Raw genomic sequence first — 17460 nt, 5'->3', positions numbered from 1 at the left:
TATGAGATCCACAATATTAAATATTGACCCAAGCGAAACAGTTGACTTTGAAGTTCGGCGTCACCCAGTTGGTCTTATACCAATTTATGGATCAGGGGTATTTATCATAGCTCTTTTAATTGGAATTGCATTGCTTGCACGCAGCAGTGGTCTTGGTGCTGATTTCCCGGATTTTTTTAAAGGGGCTATGTTTTTAATGGTTGTCTTTGCTGTGTCAGTGTTAGTAGCAATTGGCACCTACATTGCCGCAAGAATATATCGGACAAACGAATTAATAGTCACGTCAGAAAACTTGGTGCAAATATTGCAAACCAGCTTGTTTAGCTCAGCAGTATCGCAATTAAGTTTAGAAAAAGTTCAAGATGTAACCGCAATTAAGCGGGGCTTTTTTGCGTCAGTATTTAACTTTGGAACGATTCAAGTTGAAACAGCTGGAGAAACCGCAAATTTTGCTTTTCGCCTGGCTAAAGACCCAGTTGTAGCAGCCAAACAAATTAACGAGGCGCACGAAAAATTCATTAAAAAATACGGCATCGACGTTATTTAGTTGTAAAAGAATGGGTTGCTTGTTGAATCGTCTACAGGCTGAGCTTCTAAATTAGCTTCTTTAACGCGCTGGTAGATGATATCAATCGTTTCCTGATCGAACTCTACTTTATTGGCTTGAATTTCAAGTCTCTTCTTGTCGATTAATTCACGGTCAAGCATGCTATCACCAACTTTTTGGGCCTGCGTAATCGTTAAGCTAAGTATAATAAACACAATTAAGCTAAGGATAATGACCTTCAGTTTCAATAAAGCTTGGAGGAGTGGTAAAAGTTTTTCGAGATATTTTTTCATTATTGTTGGTTGCCTTCTTCAATCTGCTTAAGGACTTCTTCGCGCGACAATTCTGATGTTGCTCCTGCTACTTCGGCTTCGAAGTGGATGTCGACACTAATCGATACCAGTACATTACCAGAATCCAAATTTGGCGTAAGCTGCATTTCCGAAATGCTCAAATGTCGGCTCGACTGCTGGAGATCTTTTATAAGATTTTTAGCTTTTGAATATGACATTTCTGGATTGAAGGTTAGTTCAACTGGCAGCGAGAGAACACCGGTAACATCGGTCGCAGTCGACTGGGAGGTATTGTTTGGCTCATCTTCGGTGCTTTCAAACGTAATTCCTGTAAGCTCAATTTTGTTTTGATCGAATATAGAATATAAATTTTGAATTGCCTGAGGTTGATTCTTTACATCAGGAAGTATGGTTGAAATTTTTTGATCTATATTCTGATCTTTAAGGGTTTGCAGTTCAATTTTTGTGTCATTTAGAAGTCGAGCTTTTTCATCAATTGTGTCGAGCTCGGCGGTTTTTTCTCGGATTAGCTCAAGGTTAGACTCGAGATCATTTTGAACAAAGTAATAAATGCTACCGGCAGCAAGCGTGCTAGCGACCAGTGCGAAACAAAGGATTACGAAAAGTGCCTTAGGTCTCATTCAGCTACCTCCAGTCTTTCACCTGGACGAGACGTTAGCTTTAATAACATATCAACTGTGAACTGTGATGTGTCATTTTCGTCTTGTCGCACGGCTTGAACGTCAATCGACTCAACGCGCTGCATAGTTTCGAGTGTCTTTTGCAAGGTAGCTACTTGGTCTCGGCTAGACACAGCCATAGTCAACTGCAATAAATCTTCTTCAGGTGCATCCGGTCCGGTTGTTTGAGACGCATGGCTTAAGCTAATCGAAGCAATACGAGCAAAGTCAGGGATAACACCCTCCAGTTCTTCTAAGAAGCCAATAAAATTACTCTCGTTAGCAATGACTTCACCGGCTTTTTCGATTTTAGCATCGAGTTCTTTGGCTTCTTGCAGGACAGCGTCGAAGTTGTTTATAAGCTGCTGTTGATCAGTAATTTGGGCATCGAGGTCATTTAGTTGTTTTTGTGCGATAAGGCTAGAGCCAAATAATATTGCCGACATAGCCAAACCTACTAAGAACACCAATACTACATATCCGACCATAGTAATGTTATAGCGACTATATTTTATTTGTTCTTTGTAATCTGGAGGGAGCAAATTTATCATCGCAATTCTCCCTTAATTTGGGCCAACGCCAACCCAAAGGCTGTGGTGTACATAGTTGTTTCGAGCCGATGCGGCTCTTGGAGTCGGCCAAAATCAGCATTGTTCCAGGTGTTACAAACGCTAGTTTCTATCCCTGTTTCTTTATTTAGAAATTCTGGCAAACCTGGTAGATTGGCGCCACCACCAAGAATAATTAATTGGGAAATCTCTCCTTCGTCAGTTGCGCGTCCTTCGTAATAACGCTTCATCTTACGAATTTCACGGCCAAGCTCTGCCAATACTGGCTTAGCGGCGTCATTTATTTTCTTTTGATGCTTGCTATCACTTAAGCCATGTCGACTTTTTAGAGTATGAGCCTGTCGTTCGGTAAGTTTCAGGGTGTCGGCAATAGCTTTTGTTATATCGTCACCGCCTTTTTGTATAGTGCCTGTAACTCGGATGGTATTGTCGAATATGCTCAAGTCACTGGATTTTGCTCCAAAGTCGATTAGTAAAGTTGCTTGAGTTTTGGTTTTTTTAGACTTTGATTTACCTTTTTTTGGATCGGGTTTTTTATTGAACGAATTTTTTACTCCACGGACCGAAGATATAAGGCTGGTTTCGATGGCTGCGACTTCCAATCCCAACATTTCATATAAGTCCATATAGCTGTCTACAATTAATTTTGGTGCGGCTACCATAAGTATTTCAAGCTCTTCGTCTTTTTTGGACGTGTCTCGGTAGGTAATTTTGTAGTCGATATATAAGTCGTCAATTGGTACTGGGACGTATTGTTCAACTTCAAGTTTTACAGCTTCATCAAGTTGGTCTTCGCTAGCAGCCGGCAAAGTAAGTACTCGCGTAAAGGTTTTTGACACCGGTATAGCTGAGACCACACGGTTCGTGGTAATGCCACCCACGACTTTCTCTGTAAGTAAGCTGTACGCTGCCTGAGCAACTTCGCTTGGGTCGGTAATAATGCCATTCTCGATCGCCGAACCAGAAAAATTATTAAATCCATAACCTTGAACCAGCAAAGATGAATCTGAATTTTTAGTTAATTGAACGACTTTGAGCGTACTATGCCCAATATCCATGCCAAAGATTGGTTTATTTTTATAAAATAACGGTGTATTCATTTTTTATTTTTTGCCCACGCAAGTTATACATGAATTATATCAGTATCATAAGCATAAGTTAAATTAAAAAAACCTCCTGGTTTAGAGGAGGTTTTTTACTGACTCAGACAACTCTATGTTATAGAGAGCCTGGGTTTCCGTTTAGACTGTCGCGAGCAAACACGTCGCTTGCGTCAACGTCACCGTCGTCGTCTTGGTCGGTTTCCATAGTCGCGTTAAGCGTGTACTCTGCACAGTTACCTGCAAGTGTTGTACAGCTAGCAGTTGTTGCAAAGTTGTAGGTTTCTGCGTTTGGACCTTCTAAGCTTTCAGCGTTAACATTTAAGTCAGACAATGCAGCTGGGTAGTACCCGTTGTCTGCGTAGTACAACTCAAGAGCTGTGTGCAACGCGTTAATGTCATTTTGTCGTTCTGTGTCACGTGCTCGTTCTTGGATATTTCCAAAAGCGTTAAGCACTAGACCAGCTAGGATACCGATTACAACAATTACGATCAAAAGTTCGATAATTGTGAAACCTTGTTGTTTTCGTAGTGATGAGACTTTCATTGAGAGTCCACCCTCCTCATTTATTTATTTGTTGATAAAGAATACGTTATTTGCCGTATCTATACGGAATTATAAGCATAAGCGGTTAAGGGGTCAACTACCTAACCACCAATTGATTGAGTAATTGAGCTAATTGGGCCAAAGACCGATAAGGCGATCATGCCAATGATTCCACCTAAAACAACGATCATTAGCGGCTCCAATATGGACGTAAGGGCGTCAGCAACTTGGTCCACCTCTTGTTCGTAAAAGCTGGCTAATTTCTGCAAAATAGTATCGATATCTCCAGATTCTTCGCCAACAGCTATCATTTGCGCCAGAATTGGTGGAAACATTGGGTCTTTACTAAGCGGTTCGCTGAGTGGTTTACCGCTTTTTACTGCCTCGGCAGCAGCGTCGATCTTCTCTTTAATGGCTAAGTTTCCAACCGCCGCACCAGTAGTATGGAGCGATTCAAGAATATTCACGCCAGCCGCATTTAGCGAACTAAATATACGCGCAAACCGGGCCAAGGCAACTTTAATAAGAATCTTATTTATCAGTGGGATTTTTAGTAAAAATTTATGAAACAGTGGCTTGCCTTTGGGGCTACGGATAAAGCGTATAAGTAAGACTGTTCCAATGGCTATAAACGGTAAAGATTTTATGCCGTAATTAACTAAAAAGTCACTAATGCCTAACATAACTTTTGTATAGACAGGCGGGGTGTAGTCCTCACCAGCTAAGTCTTGAATAATATTGCCGATTTTAGGTACAACAGTAGTCATTAGGAATAAAAATGCAATTATAGTAATGCTTAATATCACCCCTGGGTAGGTCATAGCACTCTTGAGCTTACCTTTGATCTCAGCGTCTTTTTCTTGCTGTTCTGCCAATCGCTCCAAAATAGAATCTAAAATACCACCAGCTTCACCAGCACGGACCATGTTTACGTAGATGTCATTAAACACTTTAGGATATTTAGCCAACGCGTCGGCAAAGGTTGACCCGCCTTCGACGTCTTTGACGATATTTGGCAGGTAGATTTTTAGGGCTTTGGAGTCAGTTTGAGCCGACAGCGTAGACAGAGAACGTGCAAGTGGCACTCCAGCGTTTATCATGGTAGCAAGTTGCCGGGTAAAGACGACTTTATCTTGAAGTTTTACTTTTGGGTCAGACAGATTGAAGTTTAAAAACTTGTTAAGCGCAGATTGTTTCTCAGCTTCTTTTAAAAGCAGCATTTCAAGCTTACGGTCTACTAATACCTTTTGGGCGGCCGCTCGGTCGCTGGCCTCAATAACACCCTTACTAACTTGGCCTTCGGCTGATTTTGCGGTGTATTCAAACTTAGCCATATTATTCTCGTGTCACTCTTAGGATTTCTTCGACAGTGGTTCGACCTTGCATAGCTTTAACAAATCCGTCTTGCTGCATGGTCATCATGCCTTCTTTAATAGCCTGGTCTTGAATTTCGTCGGCGGTTGCTCGAGCAGAAATCAACTGTTGAACTTTTTGGGAAATTGATAGAACTTCATAAATTCCTACTCGACCTTTATAGCCAGTGCCTTCAGCACCTTCTTTAACTCGCCACAGCGTTAGCTTGCTTTCAGAAGTTTGAATTTTTTCAGCCTCATCGTCATCTTTTGTGTCGTTCGGCTTGGACTCTTTTTCTTCTTGCTTTTTAACCGCCTCTTTAACAGCTTTTTCAGCCACGGCTTCAGCCGCAGACCGATCTAGTATATTCGGATCTTCTTTAATTTTATCCATGATACTTTTGTCTTTAACGTCAGCATTAACGGGTTTTATGACTTTTTTGGACTCTTTTTCAAGCTCCTCTTTGTCGATTTTAATCTTTTCGGCTTGTTTAACTTGAGCGATCGCCTCTTTAATTTCAAAATTATCTTTTATGTCTTTTAATTCGGCTTGAGTTGGGTGATAGCTTTCGCGTGCTTCGGGACTAAGGCGACGTACAAGTCGCTGACCAATCACCGCTCGTACGGTAGAAGCTATCAAAAATGGCTCTGCACCCATGTCCAGAAGCCGCGGGATAGCCGTTGCAGCGTTGTTGGTGTGCAGAGTGGCAAACACTAAGTGGCCAGTTAGAGCAGCTTGTATAGCTAGATCAGCTGTTTCGCCATCACGGATCTCACCGATCATGATAACGTTTGGGTCTTGTCGCAGTAGCGCCCGCAAACCACCTGCGAAAGTCATGCCAGCTTTTACGTTTACTTGAGTTTGGTTAACACCCGGAATGCGGTATTCAACTGGGTCTTCGATGGTAGAAATATTAACACCAGGGTTATTAAGCAGGTTTAGTACCGAGAACAAAGTAGTCGACTTACCAGATCCAGTCGGGCCGGTCACTAGCATAATGCCATGTGGTTGGCTTATTGCATCGTGAATGTTTTTTAGGCTCACACCCCAAAAGCCGAGCTCTTCAAGGCTAAGAGCCTGTGTGGTTTCGTCTAAAATACGCATAACAACTTTTTCGCCGTCAACTACTGGCAGGGTAGACACCCGCATTGCATAAATGGCTTCACCAAGTGAAATTTTAAATCGGCCGTCTTGGGGAGCACGGTGTTCGTCGATCTTTAAGTTAGCCAGGATTTTTATACGTGACACTAATGCGGCCATTACTTTACGCGGCAGCTTATTGGCCTCACGCAAAACGCCGTCGACCCGATAGCGCACCTGCACAAATTGCTCGCGTGGTTCAATATGAATGTCGGAGGCCTTGGCTTTAATAGCGTATTCAATAATTAAGTTTACGGTTTGGGCTATTGGCGAGTCTTCGGCTAAATCTTCTTCTTTAACAGCTTCTTTTACTGCCTCTTCTTCGTCACCTTCACCAGTAACAACAGAGCTTAATTCGCTGGAAAGACTGCCTTTGTAGTCATCGAGCGCGACCGACACGTCTTTGTTGGTCGCAAGATAAATTTCGATATTGCCACCAAGTTGTTTGGTTAAAAAATCGATTGCTTGTAAGTCGTCTGGATCGGCGAGGGCTAGTTTTTTTGTGTCGCCTTTTACTTCAAATAAAACAGCTCGGTACTCTTTAGCAATTCGTTCTGGAATTTGCTTTAAAATTTCTTTGTCGATTTTTAGTTCGCTCAGGTCAATAAAGGATACGTCGATTTCTTTGGAGTAGAGCTGAGCCAGCTCAGCTTCATTAATGACCTGCTTTTCGATAACCATATCTTGCAGTGGTTTATTTTGTTGTTTGCCAAGCTTAGCCAGCTCGTCAATCTGGTCGGTTGTGGTTTTTTTGGCCTCCAGCAGTAGCTGCTGCACCATTGCATCAGGGATTCTCATTCGCTGCGCCACCCATGTCTATTTTTAATCATTAGCTGTATTATAGCTTTCCATCTTTAGTTTTTCTACCTATAAGCATAATCACTTTAGATAATCTGTATTTTATTTAGTCAATATTTGTTTGTATACTAGAGTAATCAAGAAAGCGAGGGGTACATGGCGGCAAAGGCTGACAAGGGTGGATCAAACGACGGTAAAAAACAAGCACTAAAGCTGGCGATGGAGCAGATCGAAAAGCAATTTGGCAGTGGTTCTATTATGAATTTAGGTGAAAATACTGCTAAAAATGTTGAAACGTTTTCAAGTGGCAGTTTAAGCATTGACCTTGCACTTGGCAGTGGCTTGCCACGGGGGAGGATTATCGAAATTTACGGCCCAGAAAGTTCTGGTAAAACCACACTAACCTTGCACGCTGTTGCCGAAATTCAAAAACAAGGTGGCACAGCTGCATTTGTTGACGCCGAACACGCCCTTGACCCTGAATACGCTAAAAAAATTGGCGTTGACCTCGACAATTTACTTATTTCGCAACCTGATACTGGCGAACAAGCTTTGGAAATCGCCGAGACATTAGTGCGGTCTAATGCCGTTGACCTTGTGGTGATCGACTCTGTTGCCGCATTAGTGCCACGAGCAGAAATTGAAGGCGAAATGGGTGACAGTCACATGGGCTTGCAAGCTCGTCTTATGAGCCAAGCGCTGCGTAAATTAACAGGTGTAATTAATCGCACAAATTGTACGGTTATATTCATTAACCAAATACGAATGAAAATCGGCGTCATGTTCGGTAATCCAGAAACCACAACCGGCGGCAACGCACTAAAATTTTATAGCTCTGTCCGGCTAGATATCAGGCGTATTGGCCAAATTAAATCTGGCGATGAAGTAATAGGAAATCGAACAAAAGTTAAAGTGGTAAAAAATAAAATTGCCCCACCGTTTAAAATTGCTGAATTCGACATAATGTATAACCAAGGCATTTCAAAAACTGGCGATATAGTGGATTTAGGTGTCAAATGCGACATTATTGGGAAAGCTGGTGCATGGTTTGACTACAACGATCAAAAGATTGGCCAGGGCAAGGAAGCTGCGAAACAGTGGCTGGCTGATCACCCTAAAGATATGGCTACAATCGAAAAGAAAATTCGCGAAGCTAGCACTGCCTAAAGTAGGTCAGCGATGTCGGTGTGGTGCCAGCCCTTTGCTCTCAGCTCTTCGTCTTTATCGACTATAATCTCAGTCAAAAATGCTCCGGGGCTTTGTTGCTTATCCTTGCCACACCAAACTAGTTCTGCCTCACCACACCATTCAGCTGCTTCAGCGTCTAATAAGCATAATTCTTCTTCGTGCCTTAAACAGCCGGCTTTGTCTGCTTTTTCATCTGCTAAATTCATAGATTTCATACTGTAGTATATAAATGTGAAGATTACAAATATCAAGCAACAACAAAAAGACAAAAATCGGGCTTCATTTTTTATAGACGGCAGCTATTCTTTTTCGTTAACGATATCGCAGTGGCAGGACAGCAACTTAAAAATTGGCGACACGATCAGCCCTCAGCGTATCGACGAGCTTAAAAAACAATCCGATTATGGCAAACTGTATGCCAAAGCTCTCGATTACTTAGCGCGACGAAAACGCAGCATAAAAGAAATGCGTGACTATTTAATGCGCAAGGACGCCGCAGCAGAAGATAGTGAGCTGATTATCCGCAAACTTCTGGACTTGAAATATTTAAATGACGAAGATTTTGCCCGATCGTGGGTGGTTGACCGCAATGACTTTAAGCCAACTTCGCGACGTAAGTTGTTTTTTGAACTGAAACAAAAAGGCATTGAAGGTTCTGTTATTGAGCGAGTTTTAGACGAACTTAACCAAGAATCAACTAGTTTAAAACGAATTATTATCAGCAAACGTAAACAAAAACGCTATCAAGACGACACAAAGCTAATTGCATATTTGTGTCGGAATGGTTTTAGTTACGGCGATGTTAAAAAGGCGCTGGAGGATGCTAGCTCGCAGGAATAGCTTGTGGCGCAACTTGTTTTTCAGTTATGACAGCGTCTTTAACAATAATAGTGCTGTCAGTTACTTCGACTATTTGACTACGGTTAATAATACGAGCACCACCAGTGAGGCTTTTCCAGACAGGCTTGTTAACGTGCAGGTTGTAAATGACCATGCCATCAGCTTGAATAACGTACTCGTCTACGCTGCCGACTTTCTTTTTTGACTCTGTTCGGACTTCTTTACCCAGTAGTTCGTAGTTAAGTTCTGCCACCTTTGAAAACCGTATAAGTTCTTCCACGGGCGTTATGTCTTCTTCATGGTTAATCACAAACGACTTTGGAGTAATTTGTCGAATATCTTGGCTAATTAAAACCGGGTGTTGCCCAGCAAGGCGGGCGTAGTCCACAAAAAAGCCCGATATTGTTAAGTTATGGGGATTAATAACGACGTGTTTGGCAAATGCTACGGGCGAACTTGCATGAATACTAATAATGCTCCGTGGCAAAAGTTGTGTATTTAAAATCAGCATACTAACAGTGTAGCGAACAACAAAATATTTTGCTCATGCTTTGGAAGTTAACAGCGTCGTGATTATATAGATTTAGTGCGTATTACGTGGAGGGTAGTAACCATATTGTGCGTTTTGCTGGTGGGTGTGCCTTTGAGTGCCGTAGATGAACAAAAAAATCTACTCATAACTGAAATTTTCTCCGCCAGCACCGATGACTCTAAAGCAGAATTTATAGAACTTTATAATCCTAACGACTATCCAATAGACCTAACCGACTGGAAGGTCCAGTATAAGTCTGCTACTGGCGAACAATGGCAGACCAAATTGACATTTGATGAATTTGAAGCACAGCCCCGAGGATTTGTGTTATTGGCGACCGAAGAACTAAATCTTGAGCCAGAAGAATTTGATTTTGAATTTAATAGTGGCCTGGCAGCGAGCGCCGGACACATACGACTTATTCAGCTTGTTGAAGTTGAAGACACCGACACCGGGGAACTGAGCGAAGAAGAAAAGGTTCATGATGTACTTGGCTACGGTGTTGCAGCTGACAGCCCAGAGACTGTGCCAGCAACCGAGCCAGCAGCTGGCCAAAGTTTAAAGCGAATCGTTGATGAAGACGGGCTGTTTATAGACACTAATGACAACTCCCTTGATTTTGAAGTGTCGGACGACCCGACGCCTACTCGTACTCCCAGTGTAGAAGAGGCTGAGCCAGTCGAAGAACCAGACCCAGAAGAACAGCCATTGCCCGACGAGGGAACAGGCAACGATCAAGACTATTTGAGTGTAGAAATTTCAGAATTATTTATCGATCCCAAAAGCCCGCAAACAGATGCCGACGATGAATTTGTGGAATTGTATAATCCTAGCGCTCTTGAAATTGATTTAGATGGCTATGTAATTCAAACAGGGTCGAAATTACAGTACAGATTTGAAATTACCGACATAGTTTTGCCGGCTAAAAGCTATATTGCGTTTGAATCACGCGACAGTGGTTTGGTGCTCGCTAACTCTGGTGGCAAAGCTCAAGTGCTGGCACCCGACGGTTCAATAGTTTCAGAGTTGGTTGCGTACGAAAAAGCTCCCATTGGTGAAAGTTGGTCGAAAATTGGCACTACCTATGTTTTTACGAACCGGGTAACACCTGGCCAGCAGAACTTATCGCCACATGAAGACACAGCCAGCGTCGCCAGTGCATCATCTTCTTCGCAAACACCGAAAAAACGCAGCTATGCCAAAGTGGTAATTACCGAGCTGCTGCCAAACCCTGCCAGTCCGCTGCTAGACAAAAACGATGAATTTGTAGAACTGTATAACCCAAATACATTTGCTGTAAACGTTAAAGACTACAAGTTAAAAACCGGTAAATCTTTGGCCACAACACAAACGCTTGATGACATTATTTTGCAACCTGGCCAGTACGTAGCTATTTTTTCTGCTGACAGCAAAATGAGCCTTGGCAATAGCGGCGGTCAGGCACAGTTGCTCGATCCAAATGGCGACAGCAAGAGCACGGCTGGTGAATATTCAAAAGCCGAGGATGGCTTAGCGTGGGCTTTTATAGGTAGTAAATGGCAGTGGACGGCAAAGCCTACGCCAGCGGCCAAAAATGTATTGCAGACTAAGCAAGACAAAATTGCCCAAGAGCAGGCTGCCAATAATCAGTCTTCTGAATCTGGGCTGACTGTTAGTTCCAGCAACCCGCTAGCGCAACCAGCTGCTATACCAATTGAGAGTGCGAATCTATCAGTAGTTGCAGCCGCAGGTGTTGGCACGTTATTCTATGGTTTATATGAGTTCAGGCGTGACATTTCAAGTACGTTCCATCGGGCCCGAAATTACGTTTCAGGTCGGCGAAAAGATAGCTAAGGTTTTAGTTCCTGGTGATGTTATTGAGTTGGTTGGCGATCTAGGGGCGGGGAAGACCCAGCTAGTTCGAGGAATTGCGGCTGGTGCTGGCAGTACCGATGACGTACAAAGCCCAAGCTTTACTGTCGAGAGGCAGTACCAGTGCTCTGATTATTTAATTCGTCATTACGATTTTCATCGGCTAGACAATGCGGGAATTATGCAAGACGAACTTACCGAAGCCATACAAGATGGCGATGTAGTGCTTATAGAATGGGCTGATTCGGTACGAGAGGTATTGCCGGCTAACACAAAGAAGATAGAAATTACCGCCACATCAGAAAATGATCGAATATTGCATTTTATAAATTTCGATAAACAACCATGAATATCTTAGGAATTCGCACAGACAAACCCCAAGCAGAGCTGTGGCTACAAATCGGCGATGACATACAAAAAGTAGAATGGGAAGGCCACAAGCAATTATCGAGCACTATTTTTTATAAGCTTGATGAATTGTTCGACGCAGCCAACAGTAAGTTTGACCAAATTGAAGGCATAGTCGCGTTTGAAGGGCCGGGTAGTTTTACTGGGTTGAGAATTGGCGTGACACTTGCAAACACCCTAAGCTATTCGCTCGACGTTCCAGTGGTCGCAGCCGCAGGTGACATTTGGTTTGCTCAGGGAATAGAAAAACTTAAAAGTGGCGAAAATCAAAAAGTAGTTTTGCCAGTGTATGGCGGGGAAGCGAATATTACCAAACCTAGAAAATAAGTTTTCTTGGGAAGCACACTTCACTCGCCTGCCTGCCGGTAGGCAGGTTAAGGTTCACACAATTTGAATTACAACATCTAATCAGGAAAAGCTGTCTTTTATGCCCAGACCCAGCGAGCTTCGCTCGCCAATCCCTTTTGAGCAGATCCTGAATAGGAATGCTTGGCTTAACAACAATTAAGCCGAGGACGTGTCTGAGACTCTTATAGATAACTTTCAGACTGGCTTTAGCCATTCCACAGGCTGTTGTTAAACAAGCAGTGAGTATATCAAGAGATGTGAACAGGGTGATCTTTTGGCTCCACCGTTTTGATCACTCAAAATGGTGGAAATGAATGCAAACGGCAGCTTGCTGAATTCAGGTAAAAACATCGTCTTTGCCCTTCAAACACAATCAGCGTACAATTATTGCAAGGATTTATTCCTTGAGAGAAAACAACATTTAGGTGTTGTGGGAGCAATCGGCCCGGATAGTATTTGCTTAAACCCTCACGCGGTAAAGCACGTTACAACAGTTTAGATTGTGGTCCTGCAACAAAAAAGGGAGAAGTACTTCTATGGAAGTAGCTGCAATTATTGCCGCTTTGGCTGGTATTGGTATTGGCTTTGGTGGTTCAGGTGTATTAACAAAACGAAAAATTGGTGACGTAGAAAAAAGAGCTGACGAAAAGCTCTCGAAAGCAAAAAACGAAGCTGCAGACATTGTGTTAAAAGCAAAAGAAGAAGCTAATAAAATTGCTGACGAAACTCGCAAAGAGCAAAAAGAGTTACGCCACGAGTTGGCCGAAACAGAAAAGCGCGTAGTAAAACGCGAAGAATCACTAGAAAAAAAGCTAGAAGAAGTCGATAAACGGCAAGAGTCGTTACGCAAAACCGAAGAAGAGCTAGAAGACTTAAAAGGCAAGATCCACGAAATTAAAGACCGACAACTAGAGCAGCTTGAAAAAATAGCGAAGCTTAAAAAAGCTGACGCTGCTGAAAAGCTAATGAAGATGACCGAAAAAACCATTAAAGACGACTTAGTCAGTCTTACTGAAAAGCTTAAAGAAACAGCTGTCGAGGACGCCGAAGAAACAGCTCAAAAAGCTATTTTAACCGCCATGGAACGGCTAGCCAGTGATGTGACAGCAGAGCGAACAATTGTTGCTGTACCACTTCCTGACGACATGAAAGGCCGAATAATTGGCAAAGAAGGCCGTAATATTCAAGCCATTCAGCGTTTAACTGGTGTTGACGTTATGGTTGACGAAACCCCTGGTGTTGTCGTATTGAGTTGTTTCGATCCTATCCGTCGACAAGTTGGACGGATTGTTATGGAAACATTGATTAAAGATGGGCGAGTACATCCCGGACGCATCGAAGAAGTTGTCGAAAAAGCCGGCAAACAACTTGATAAAGAAATTGAACAAGCAGCCACAGACGCCATGCGTGAAGTTGGTGTACCGAGCTTGCCAAAAGACATTAAGCGTCTACTTGGTGAATTGAAGTTCCGCACTAGTTACGGTCAAAATGTACTTAAGCACAGCACCGAAATGTCTCACTTAGCTGGAATGATAGCTGGTGAAATTGGAGCCGATATTCAAATTACCAAAACAGCCGCCTTGCTACATGACATTGGTAAAGCTGTTACTCATAAAATTGAAGGTAAGCACCACCACATTGGAGCAGACCTCGCTCAAAAAGCTGGCATGAAAGAAGAAATTGTTCACGCTATTCACGCTCACCACGATGACGTTGAGGCCGCGACACCAGAAGCAATGATTATTCGGGTAGTTGACGCTATCTCAGCCGCTCGACCAGGCGCGCGCAATATTTCTGCAGAAGACTTTGTGAAGCGAATGAAAGAGCTTGAAAACGTTGCTAACAGTTTTGACGGTATACAAAAAAGCTACGCCATTAGCGCAGGACGCGAAATTCGAGTATTTGTCCGCCCAGAAAGCATCGACGACCTAAGCGCAATCCGCCTAGCCCGCGACGTGGCAAACAAAATCGAATCTACCTTAAGCTACCCTGGTACAATCAAGGTGAACGTAATCCGCGAAACCCGAGCAATCGAATACGCGAAGTAAAAGTTAAAGTAAAAGCGGTGGGCATGGGAGATGAATGCAGCCTCGGTCTTGGTCAGAATTTGAACAAAATGATGATTTACTCTACCTAATGAGTGAAAGTACTGCAGACGACTGGGTAAACGCACTATTAGCTGAGGGCTATGCCAAGGAGCAATTTGAAGAGGACACTCAGCCGATGGCGAGAAAGGCCCGAATTGGCGCACTTTTTGACGATTTTGCTCACCTTTTAAGCGATGATGTTGGTGTGGCGAGCGAGGCCGCCCTATGGGCCTCTGATTCTCTCGATTTTGAAAGCGCTCGTGTAGTGCACATTATAGAAAAGTTTAATAGCCCTGTGCCAAACCCAGACACCTTACGACATGAAGAATTTCATCTAGACGTTGTTATTTGGTCGGACTCAGATGAGGAGATTTTCATAACTCTTTTTCAGCAAACTAAAGAAAAGGGTTCACAAAAAATCTCTAGATTTGACGGCTGGACAGCATGCTTAGAGCGATACACTATTAATGAGGGCACGGTGGATCTTGAGGAAGAATTTGATGTAGATTTCGTTGAAATACCGACGGCTAAAGATATATTCAAAGGGGATCTTAAATCGGGTAAATATAGCTTATTTCCAATCTGGGAAGAGGGAATTGGCCTTCAATTTGTAGGAGATCAAACACAGGAAGCATTGAGTTCTGATAGGCGCTACCCAATTGAGTCCATTGATGAGAATATGTTTAACAAACTCATAAACCTACTTGATCAATGTTTGGCAGTAGCAGAAAGCTACTACGAAAAACCAGACGAAGACTTAGAGCAGCAAGCTGTAATGGGCGGTTTAACAAGTCTCATTGAAAGATCAAAAAACTAGTCTTTAACGCTTTTCTTGTAATATGATCGTTTAAAATGTAAAATAACCTCTGTTTATCGGGGTGTGGCGCAGTTGGCTAGCGCGCGCGGTTTGGGACCGTGAGGTCGGAGGTTCAAGTCCTCTCACCCCGACCATTAAAAAAACTGTCCATTTGGGCAGTTTTTTTAATGCTTGAGAAGACTTGTGACTCCTAACTCACGGAGTGAGTCGGAGGTGAGAAATGACTAAATGTCATTTCGCAAGGAAACCTTCCGTTAAAAACTAGTTTTTAAACGTGAAGTTTCGGGGTCGCGGAACGTGACCAAGTCCTCTCACCCCGACCAAGTCCCTACCTGCGGCAGGCAGGCTCTCACCCCCGGCTCAATTATGAATTTTTATCATTTTGCTACAAAACATTGATAATGCTAAAATACTAATGTTTAACACTTAAAAACGAAAACGTTGTGAGACAAAAAATAAAGGACGCCTATTTTTGGGCTGCCGACTTGCCTATGTTGGTGTACGTAGTGTTTGCAGCAGTATGTGCTGTGAGTATCTATTTAGTTATATTTTTACCTGCAAAAACAATTGATTTTAGCTATGCAGGCGGTAACTGTATTGAAAAGTTTACGCTTTTTCCGACTATCCATGAAACAGTTGACGATGATTATTTTGAAGTAACCCATGGTGAATATAAGCAGCTGGGAAGTATCCCGATTTTTTCAAGCGAAACATGCGTAAGCCCTAAACAAGCACCAAAACCTGGTACGAGCACAGTGGCGAGTGCTCCGTGGGGCGGCTTTTTTGCGCAAAAAAACTTCGCAGTTGAAGTGCCTGGGCTACCACAGGCAAATTTGTCTGTTTTTAAAAAACCAATTCCAACCAAAAAGACTATAAAAATACCGCTTAGCCAAACCGACAACTTGCATGAATATGAAATCGTGGTCGATGACAAAGCAACTGAATGTACGCCAACGTCGTCAGCTGTGGTGTGTGATGTCTCAACGCTTAGCCTCGATCAAGGCGCGGAATATGACTACAAATTACTGCGTGGTTTTTCGGGGCAAAAAGTAAGAGTCAGCGAAGGCGAGCTCGAAACCCTACCAGCCATAGCAGTTATCGGTTCGTCAGTTTCCGAAGGTCAAATAATTTATGATAAACCAGCTAACTTTACAGTTGAAACTGATAAAGAGCTGCATGCAGCTGAGGCCTATTTAATGCAAGTCGATGGCGACGAAGAGACGGCCGTAAAAGGCAGCCTAACCTACAAAGACACCAAAGCTATTATTACCCCCAGCGAAGAATTAACACGTAACAGCGACTACATTATTAGGCTTGTTGAAGCAGAATCTTTGGACGGCAGTTCGTTAGCAGAACCATATCAAGTACGGTTTACGTTGTCTGGCGGTCCTGCGGTAGCGAGTGTTAGCGCCAGCACCATTAAGGTCGGTTCTAATGAAACTATTATCCTTACATTTGACCAAGAGCTTAGTGATGACGTAGCGTTAAGCGACCTTATTTCGTTTAGTGGTGGCACTGCTACTATTAATAAAAAGAACGCCACTCAAGCCACCGTGAAGTTGCGTAGCCTACCAAAATGTCAGCAATTTACCATTACAGTAAAGCCGGGAATAGTGAGCAAATACGGTATAGCAGCTACTGAAGACTGGAGTTTTACAGGCCGCACGACCTGCCACAGTGTCAGTACGATCGGCAGCACTCGACAAGGCCGCTCTATTTTGTCGTATAGCTTTGGCAACTCTGGTCCCGTAACTATGTTTGTGGGCGGACTGCATGGTAACGAAAGTAGCTCTAGAAAAATACTTGATTTGTGGGTGAATGAACTAGAGGCTAACCCAAGTCGATATAGCGGTAAAAGAGTAGTTATTGTGCCTAATGTAAACGCAGACGGCCTTGCTGCGGGCACGCGCAATAACTCGGCAAATGTTGACCTCAACCGTAATTTCCCGACTGCAGATTGGCAGGCGGACACCGAAAGTAAAAACGGCATACTGAAAGGCGCTGGCGGCACAGAGCCGCTAAGCGAGCCAGCTGCACAAGCATTAGCTAGTTATGTAGAAAAGATGAATCCACGGTTATTGTTGTCATTCCACGCGGTTGGCGGGGTCGTAATTGGCGACGTCGGGAATATTTCTGAAACCTATGCCGCTACCTACGCTAAACTAGCTGGTTACAGAAACACCACTGGTCAAAGCTCGCAGTCTACTTTTAACTACAACGTTACCGGAAGTTTCGAGGAGTGGACGGTCGACAACAAAGGCATACCAAGCATGATCGTTGAATTAACAAGCTACTCATCGGCAAATTTTGCTGGTCATAAGAGTGCTCTGTGGGCGATGTTAGACTAATTTTTTATTGATTT

17 protein-coding genes, 1 tRNA gene and 1 pseudogene are annotated in these 17460 nt (G+C 43.2%); 10 read left to right on the top strand and 9 right to left on the bottom strand.

Going from position 1 to position 17460, the window contains the following annotated elements; genetic code table 11:
- The first annotated feature begins 1 nt into the window (after position 1).
- A complete protein-coding gene (locus EYO12_03115; protein HIA92079.1) occupies positions 2-547 on the top strand; it encodes a hypothetical protein in 546 nt (181 codons plus the stop codon).
- Here EYO12_03115 and EYO12_03110 read toward each other — a convergent pair.
- From EYO12_03110 to EYO12_03080, 7 genes and pseudogenes are all read right to left on the bottom strand, one after another.
- A complete protein-coding gene (locus EYO12_03110) occupies positions 544-840 on the bottom strand; it encodes a hypothetical protein (GenBank protein ID HIA92078.1) in 297 nt (98 codons plus the stop codon). The genes EYO12_03115 and EYO12_03110 overlap by 4 nt on opposite strands.
- A complete protein-coding gene (locus tag EYO12_03105; protein HIA92077.1) occupies positions 840-1481 on the bottom strand; it encodes a hypothetical protein in 642 nt (213 codons plus the stop codon). Before EYO12_03105 ends, EYO12_03110 begins: the two co-directional genes overlap by 1 nt.
- Complete coding sequence (locus tag EYO12_03100) at positions 1478-2071, bottom strand: hypothetical protein (GenBank protein ID HIA92076.1); 594 nt, start codon at positions 2069-2071, stop codon at positions 1478-1480. Before EYO12_03100 ends, EYO12_03105 begins: the two co-directional genes overlap by 4 nt.
- A complete protein-coding gene (gene pilM, locus EYO12_03095; protein HIA92075.1) occupies positions 2068-3189 on the bottom strand; it encodes a type IV pilus assembly protein PilM in 1122 nt (373 codons plus the stop codon). The genes EYO12_03100 and pilM overlap by 4 nt, the downstream gene beginning before the upstream one ends.
- A 118-nt stretch (positions 3190-3307) precedes the next feature.
- Positions 3308-3736 (bottom strand): type II secretion system protein, encoded by a 429-nt coding sequence (locus tag EYO12_03090; GenBank protein HIA92074.1) that lies wholly within the window; start codon positions 3734-3736, stop codon positions 3308-3310.
- Between the two features lie 101 nt (positions 3737-3837).
- Positions 3838-5070, bottom strand: a complete 1233-nt coding sequence (locus EYO12_03085; GenBank protein ID HIA92073.1) for a type II secretion system F family protein — start codon at positions 5068-5070, stop codon at positions 3838-3840.
- Positions 5071-5674: 604 nt separating this feature from the next.
- A pseudogene (locus EYO12_03080) lies at positions 5675-7027 on the bottom strand (type II/IV secretion system protein).
- A 156-nt stretch (positions 7028-7183) separates the two neighbouring features.
- On the opposite strand from EYO12_03080, the gene recA reads away from it, so the two are divergent.
- A complete protein-coding gene (recA, locus tag EYO12_03075; GenBank protein ID HIA92072.1) occupies positions 7184-8194 on the top strand; it encodes a recombinase RecA in 1011 nt (336 codons plus the stop codon).
- On the opposite strand, the gene EYO12_03070 is transcribed toward recA, so the two are convergent.
- Positions 8191-8421 carry a hypothetical protein gene (locus EYO12_03070; GenBank protein ID HIA92071.1) on the bottom strand — a complete coding sequence of 77 codons (231 nt, stop codon included), beginning with the start codon at positions 8419-8421 and terminating at the stop codon, positions 8191-8193. The genes recA and EYO12_03070 overlap by 4 nt on opposite strands.
- A 25-nt stretch (positions 8422-8446) precedes the next feature.
- Here EYO12_03070 and EYO12_03065 point away from each other — a divergent pair, with 25 nt between their 5' ends.
- Positions 8447-9055 (top strand): hypothetical protein, encoded by a 609-nt coding sequence (locus tag EYO12_03065; protein HIA92070.1) that lies wholly within the window; start codon positions 8447-8449, stop codon positions 9053-9055.
- Here the strand turns inward: EYO12_03065 and EYO12_03060 are convergent.
- Complete coding sequence (locus tag EYO12_03060) at positions 9039-9566, bottom strand: hypothetical protein (GenBank protein ID HIA92069.1); 528 nt, start codon at positions 9564-9566, stop codon at positions 9039-9041. The two genes, EYO12_03065 and EYO12_03060, sit on opposite strands and share 17 nt — an antisense overlap.
- 126 nt (positions 9567-9692) lie before the next feature.
- Here EYO12_03060 and EYO12_03055 point away from each other — a divergent pair, with 126 nt between their 5' ends.
- The 7 genes from EYO12_03055 to EYO12_03025 all read left to right on the top strand — a co-directional run bounded on the left by EYO12_03055 (position 9693) and on the right by EYO12_03025 (position 17446).
- Positions 9693-11420, top strand: coding sequence for a lamin tail domain-containing protein (locus tag EYO12_03055; GenBank protein HIA92068.1), 1728 nt, complete (start codon positions 9693-9695; stop codon positions 11418-11420).
- A complete protein-coding gene (gene tsaE, locus EYO12_03050) occupies positions 11335-11787 on the top strand; it encodes a tRNA (adenosine(37)-N6)-threonylcarbamoyltransferase complex ATPase subunit type 1 TsaE (protein ID HIA92067.1) in 453 nt (150 codons plus the stop codon). The genes EYO12_03055 and tsaE overlap by 86 nt, the downstream gene beginning before the upstream one ends.
- Positions 11784-12173 carry a tRNA (adenosine(37)-N6)-threonylcarbamoyltransferase complex dimerization subunit type 1 TsaB gene (tsaB, locus tag EYO12_03045; GenBank protein ID HIA92066.1) on the top strand — a complete coding sequence of 130 codons (390 nt, stop codon included), beginning with the start codon at positions 11784-11786 and terminating at the stop codon, positions 12171-12173. The genes tsaE and tsaB overlap by 4 nt, the downstream gene beginning before the upstream one ends.
- Positions 12174-12730: 557 nt before the next feature.
- Complete coding sequence (gene rny, locus EYO12_03040) at positions 12731-14242, top strand: ribonuclease Y (protein ID HIA92065.1); 1512 nt, start codon at positions 12731-12733, stop codon at positions 14240-14242.
- 34 nt (positions 14243-14276) lie between these two features.
- A complete protein-coding gene (locus tag EYO12_03035) occupies positions 14277-15098 on the top strand; it encodes a hypothetical protein (GenBank protein HIA92064.1) in 822 nt (273 codons plus the stop codon).
- 57 nt (positions 15099-15155) lie between these two features.
- Positions 15156-15232, top strand: a tRNA-Pro gene (locus EYO12_03030).
- A 309-nt stretch (positions 15233-15541) separates the two neighbouring features.
- On the top strand, positions 15542-17446 hold the full coding sequence (locus EYO12_03025) for a DUF2817 domain-containing protein (protein HIA92063.1): 1905 nt from the start codon (positions 15542-15544) through the stop codon (positions 17444-17446).
- Positions 17447-17460 lie beyond the last annotated feature (14 nt).

The organism is Candidatus Saccharibacteria bacterium, from assembly GCA_012965045.1.
Classification (GTDB): Bacteria; Patescibacteriota; Saccharimonadia; order Saccharimonadales; family DTSZ01; genus DTSZ01.
This window is presented reverse-complemented; position numbering and strand designations above follow the sequence as displayed.

Bases quoted from the DNA above. Each gene is read 5' to 3' on its own strand.
- EYO12_03115 (HIA92079.1), top strand. From the start codon at position 2: ATGAGATCCACAATATTAAATATTGACCCAAGCGAAACAGTTGACTTT.
- EYO12_03110 (HIA92078.1), bottom strand. From the start codon at position 840: ATGAAAAAATATCTCGAAAAACTTTTACCACTCCTCCAAGCTTTATTG.
- EYO12_03105 (HIA92077.1), bottom strand. From the start codon at position 1,481: ATGAGACCTAAGGCACTTTTCGTAATCCTTTGTTTCGCACTGGTCGCT.
- EYO12_03100 (HIA92076.1), bottom strand. From the start codon at position 2,071: ATGATAAATTTGCTCCCTCCAGATTACAAAGAACAAATAAAATATAGT.
- pilM (HIA92075.1), bottom strand. From the start codon at position 3,189: ATGAATACACCGTTATTTTATAAAAATAAACCAATCTTTGGCATGGAT.
- EYO12_03090 (HIA92074.1), bottom strand. From the start codon at position 3,736: ATGAAAGTCTCATCACTACGAAAACAACAAGGTTTCACAATTATCGAA.
- EYO12_03085 (HIA92073.1), bottom strand. From the start codon at position 5,070: ATGGCTAAGTTTGAATACACCGCAAAATCAGCCGAAGGCCAAGTTAGT.
- recA (HIA92072.1), top strand. From the start codon at position 7,184: ATGGCGGCAAAGGCTGACAAGGGTGGATCAAACGACGGTAAAAAACAA.
- EYO12_03070 (HIA92071.1), bottom strand. From the start codon at position 8,421: ATGAATTTAGCAGATGAAAAAGCAGACAAAGCCGGCTGTTTAAGGCAC.
- EYO12_03060 (HIA92069.1), bottom strand. From the start codon at position 9,566: ATGCTGATTTTAAATACACAACTTTTGCCACGGAGCATTATTAGTATT.
- tsaE (HIA92067.1), top strand. From the start codon at position 11,335: ATGGTTTATATGAGTTCAGGCGTGACATTTCAAGTACGTTCCATCGGG.
- tsaB (HIA92066.1), top strand. From the start codon at position 11,784: ATGAATATCTTAGGAATTCGCACAGACAAACCCCAAGCAGAGCTGTGG.
- rny (HIA92065.1), top strand. From the start codon at position 12,731: ATGGAAGTAGCTGCAATTATTGCCGCTTTGGCTGGTATTGGTATTGGC.
- EYO12_03035 (HIA92064.1), top strand. From the start codon at position 14,277: ATGCAGCCTCGGTCTTGGTCAGAATTTGAACAAAATGATGATTTACTC.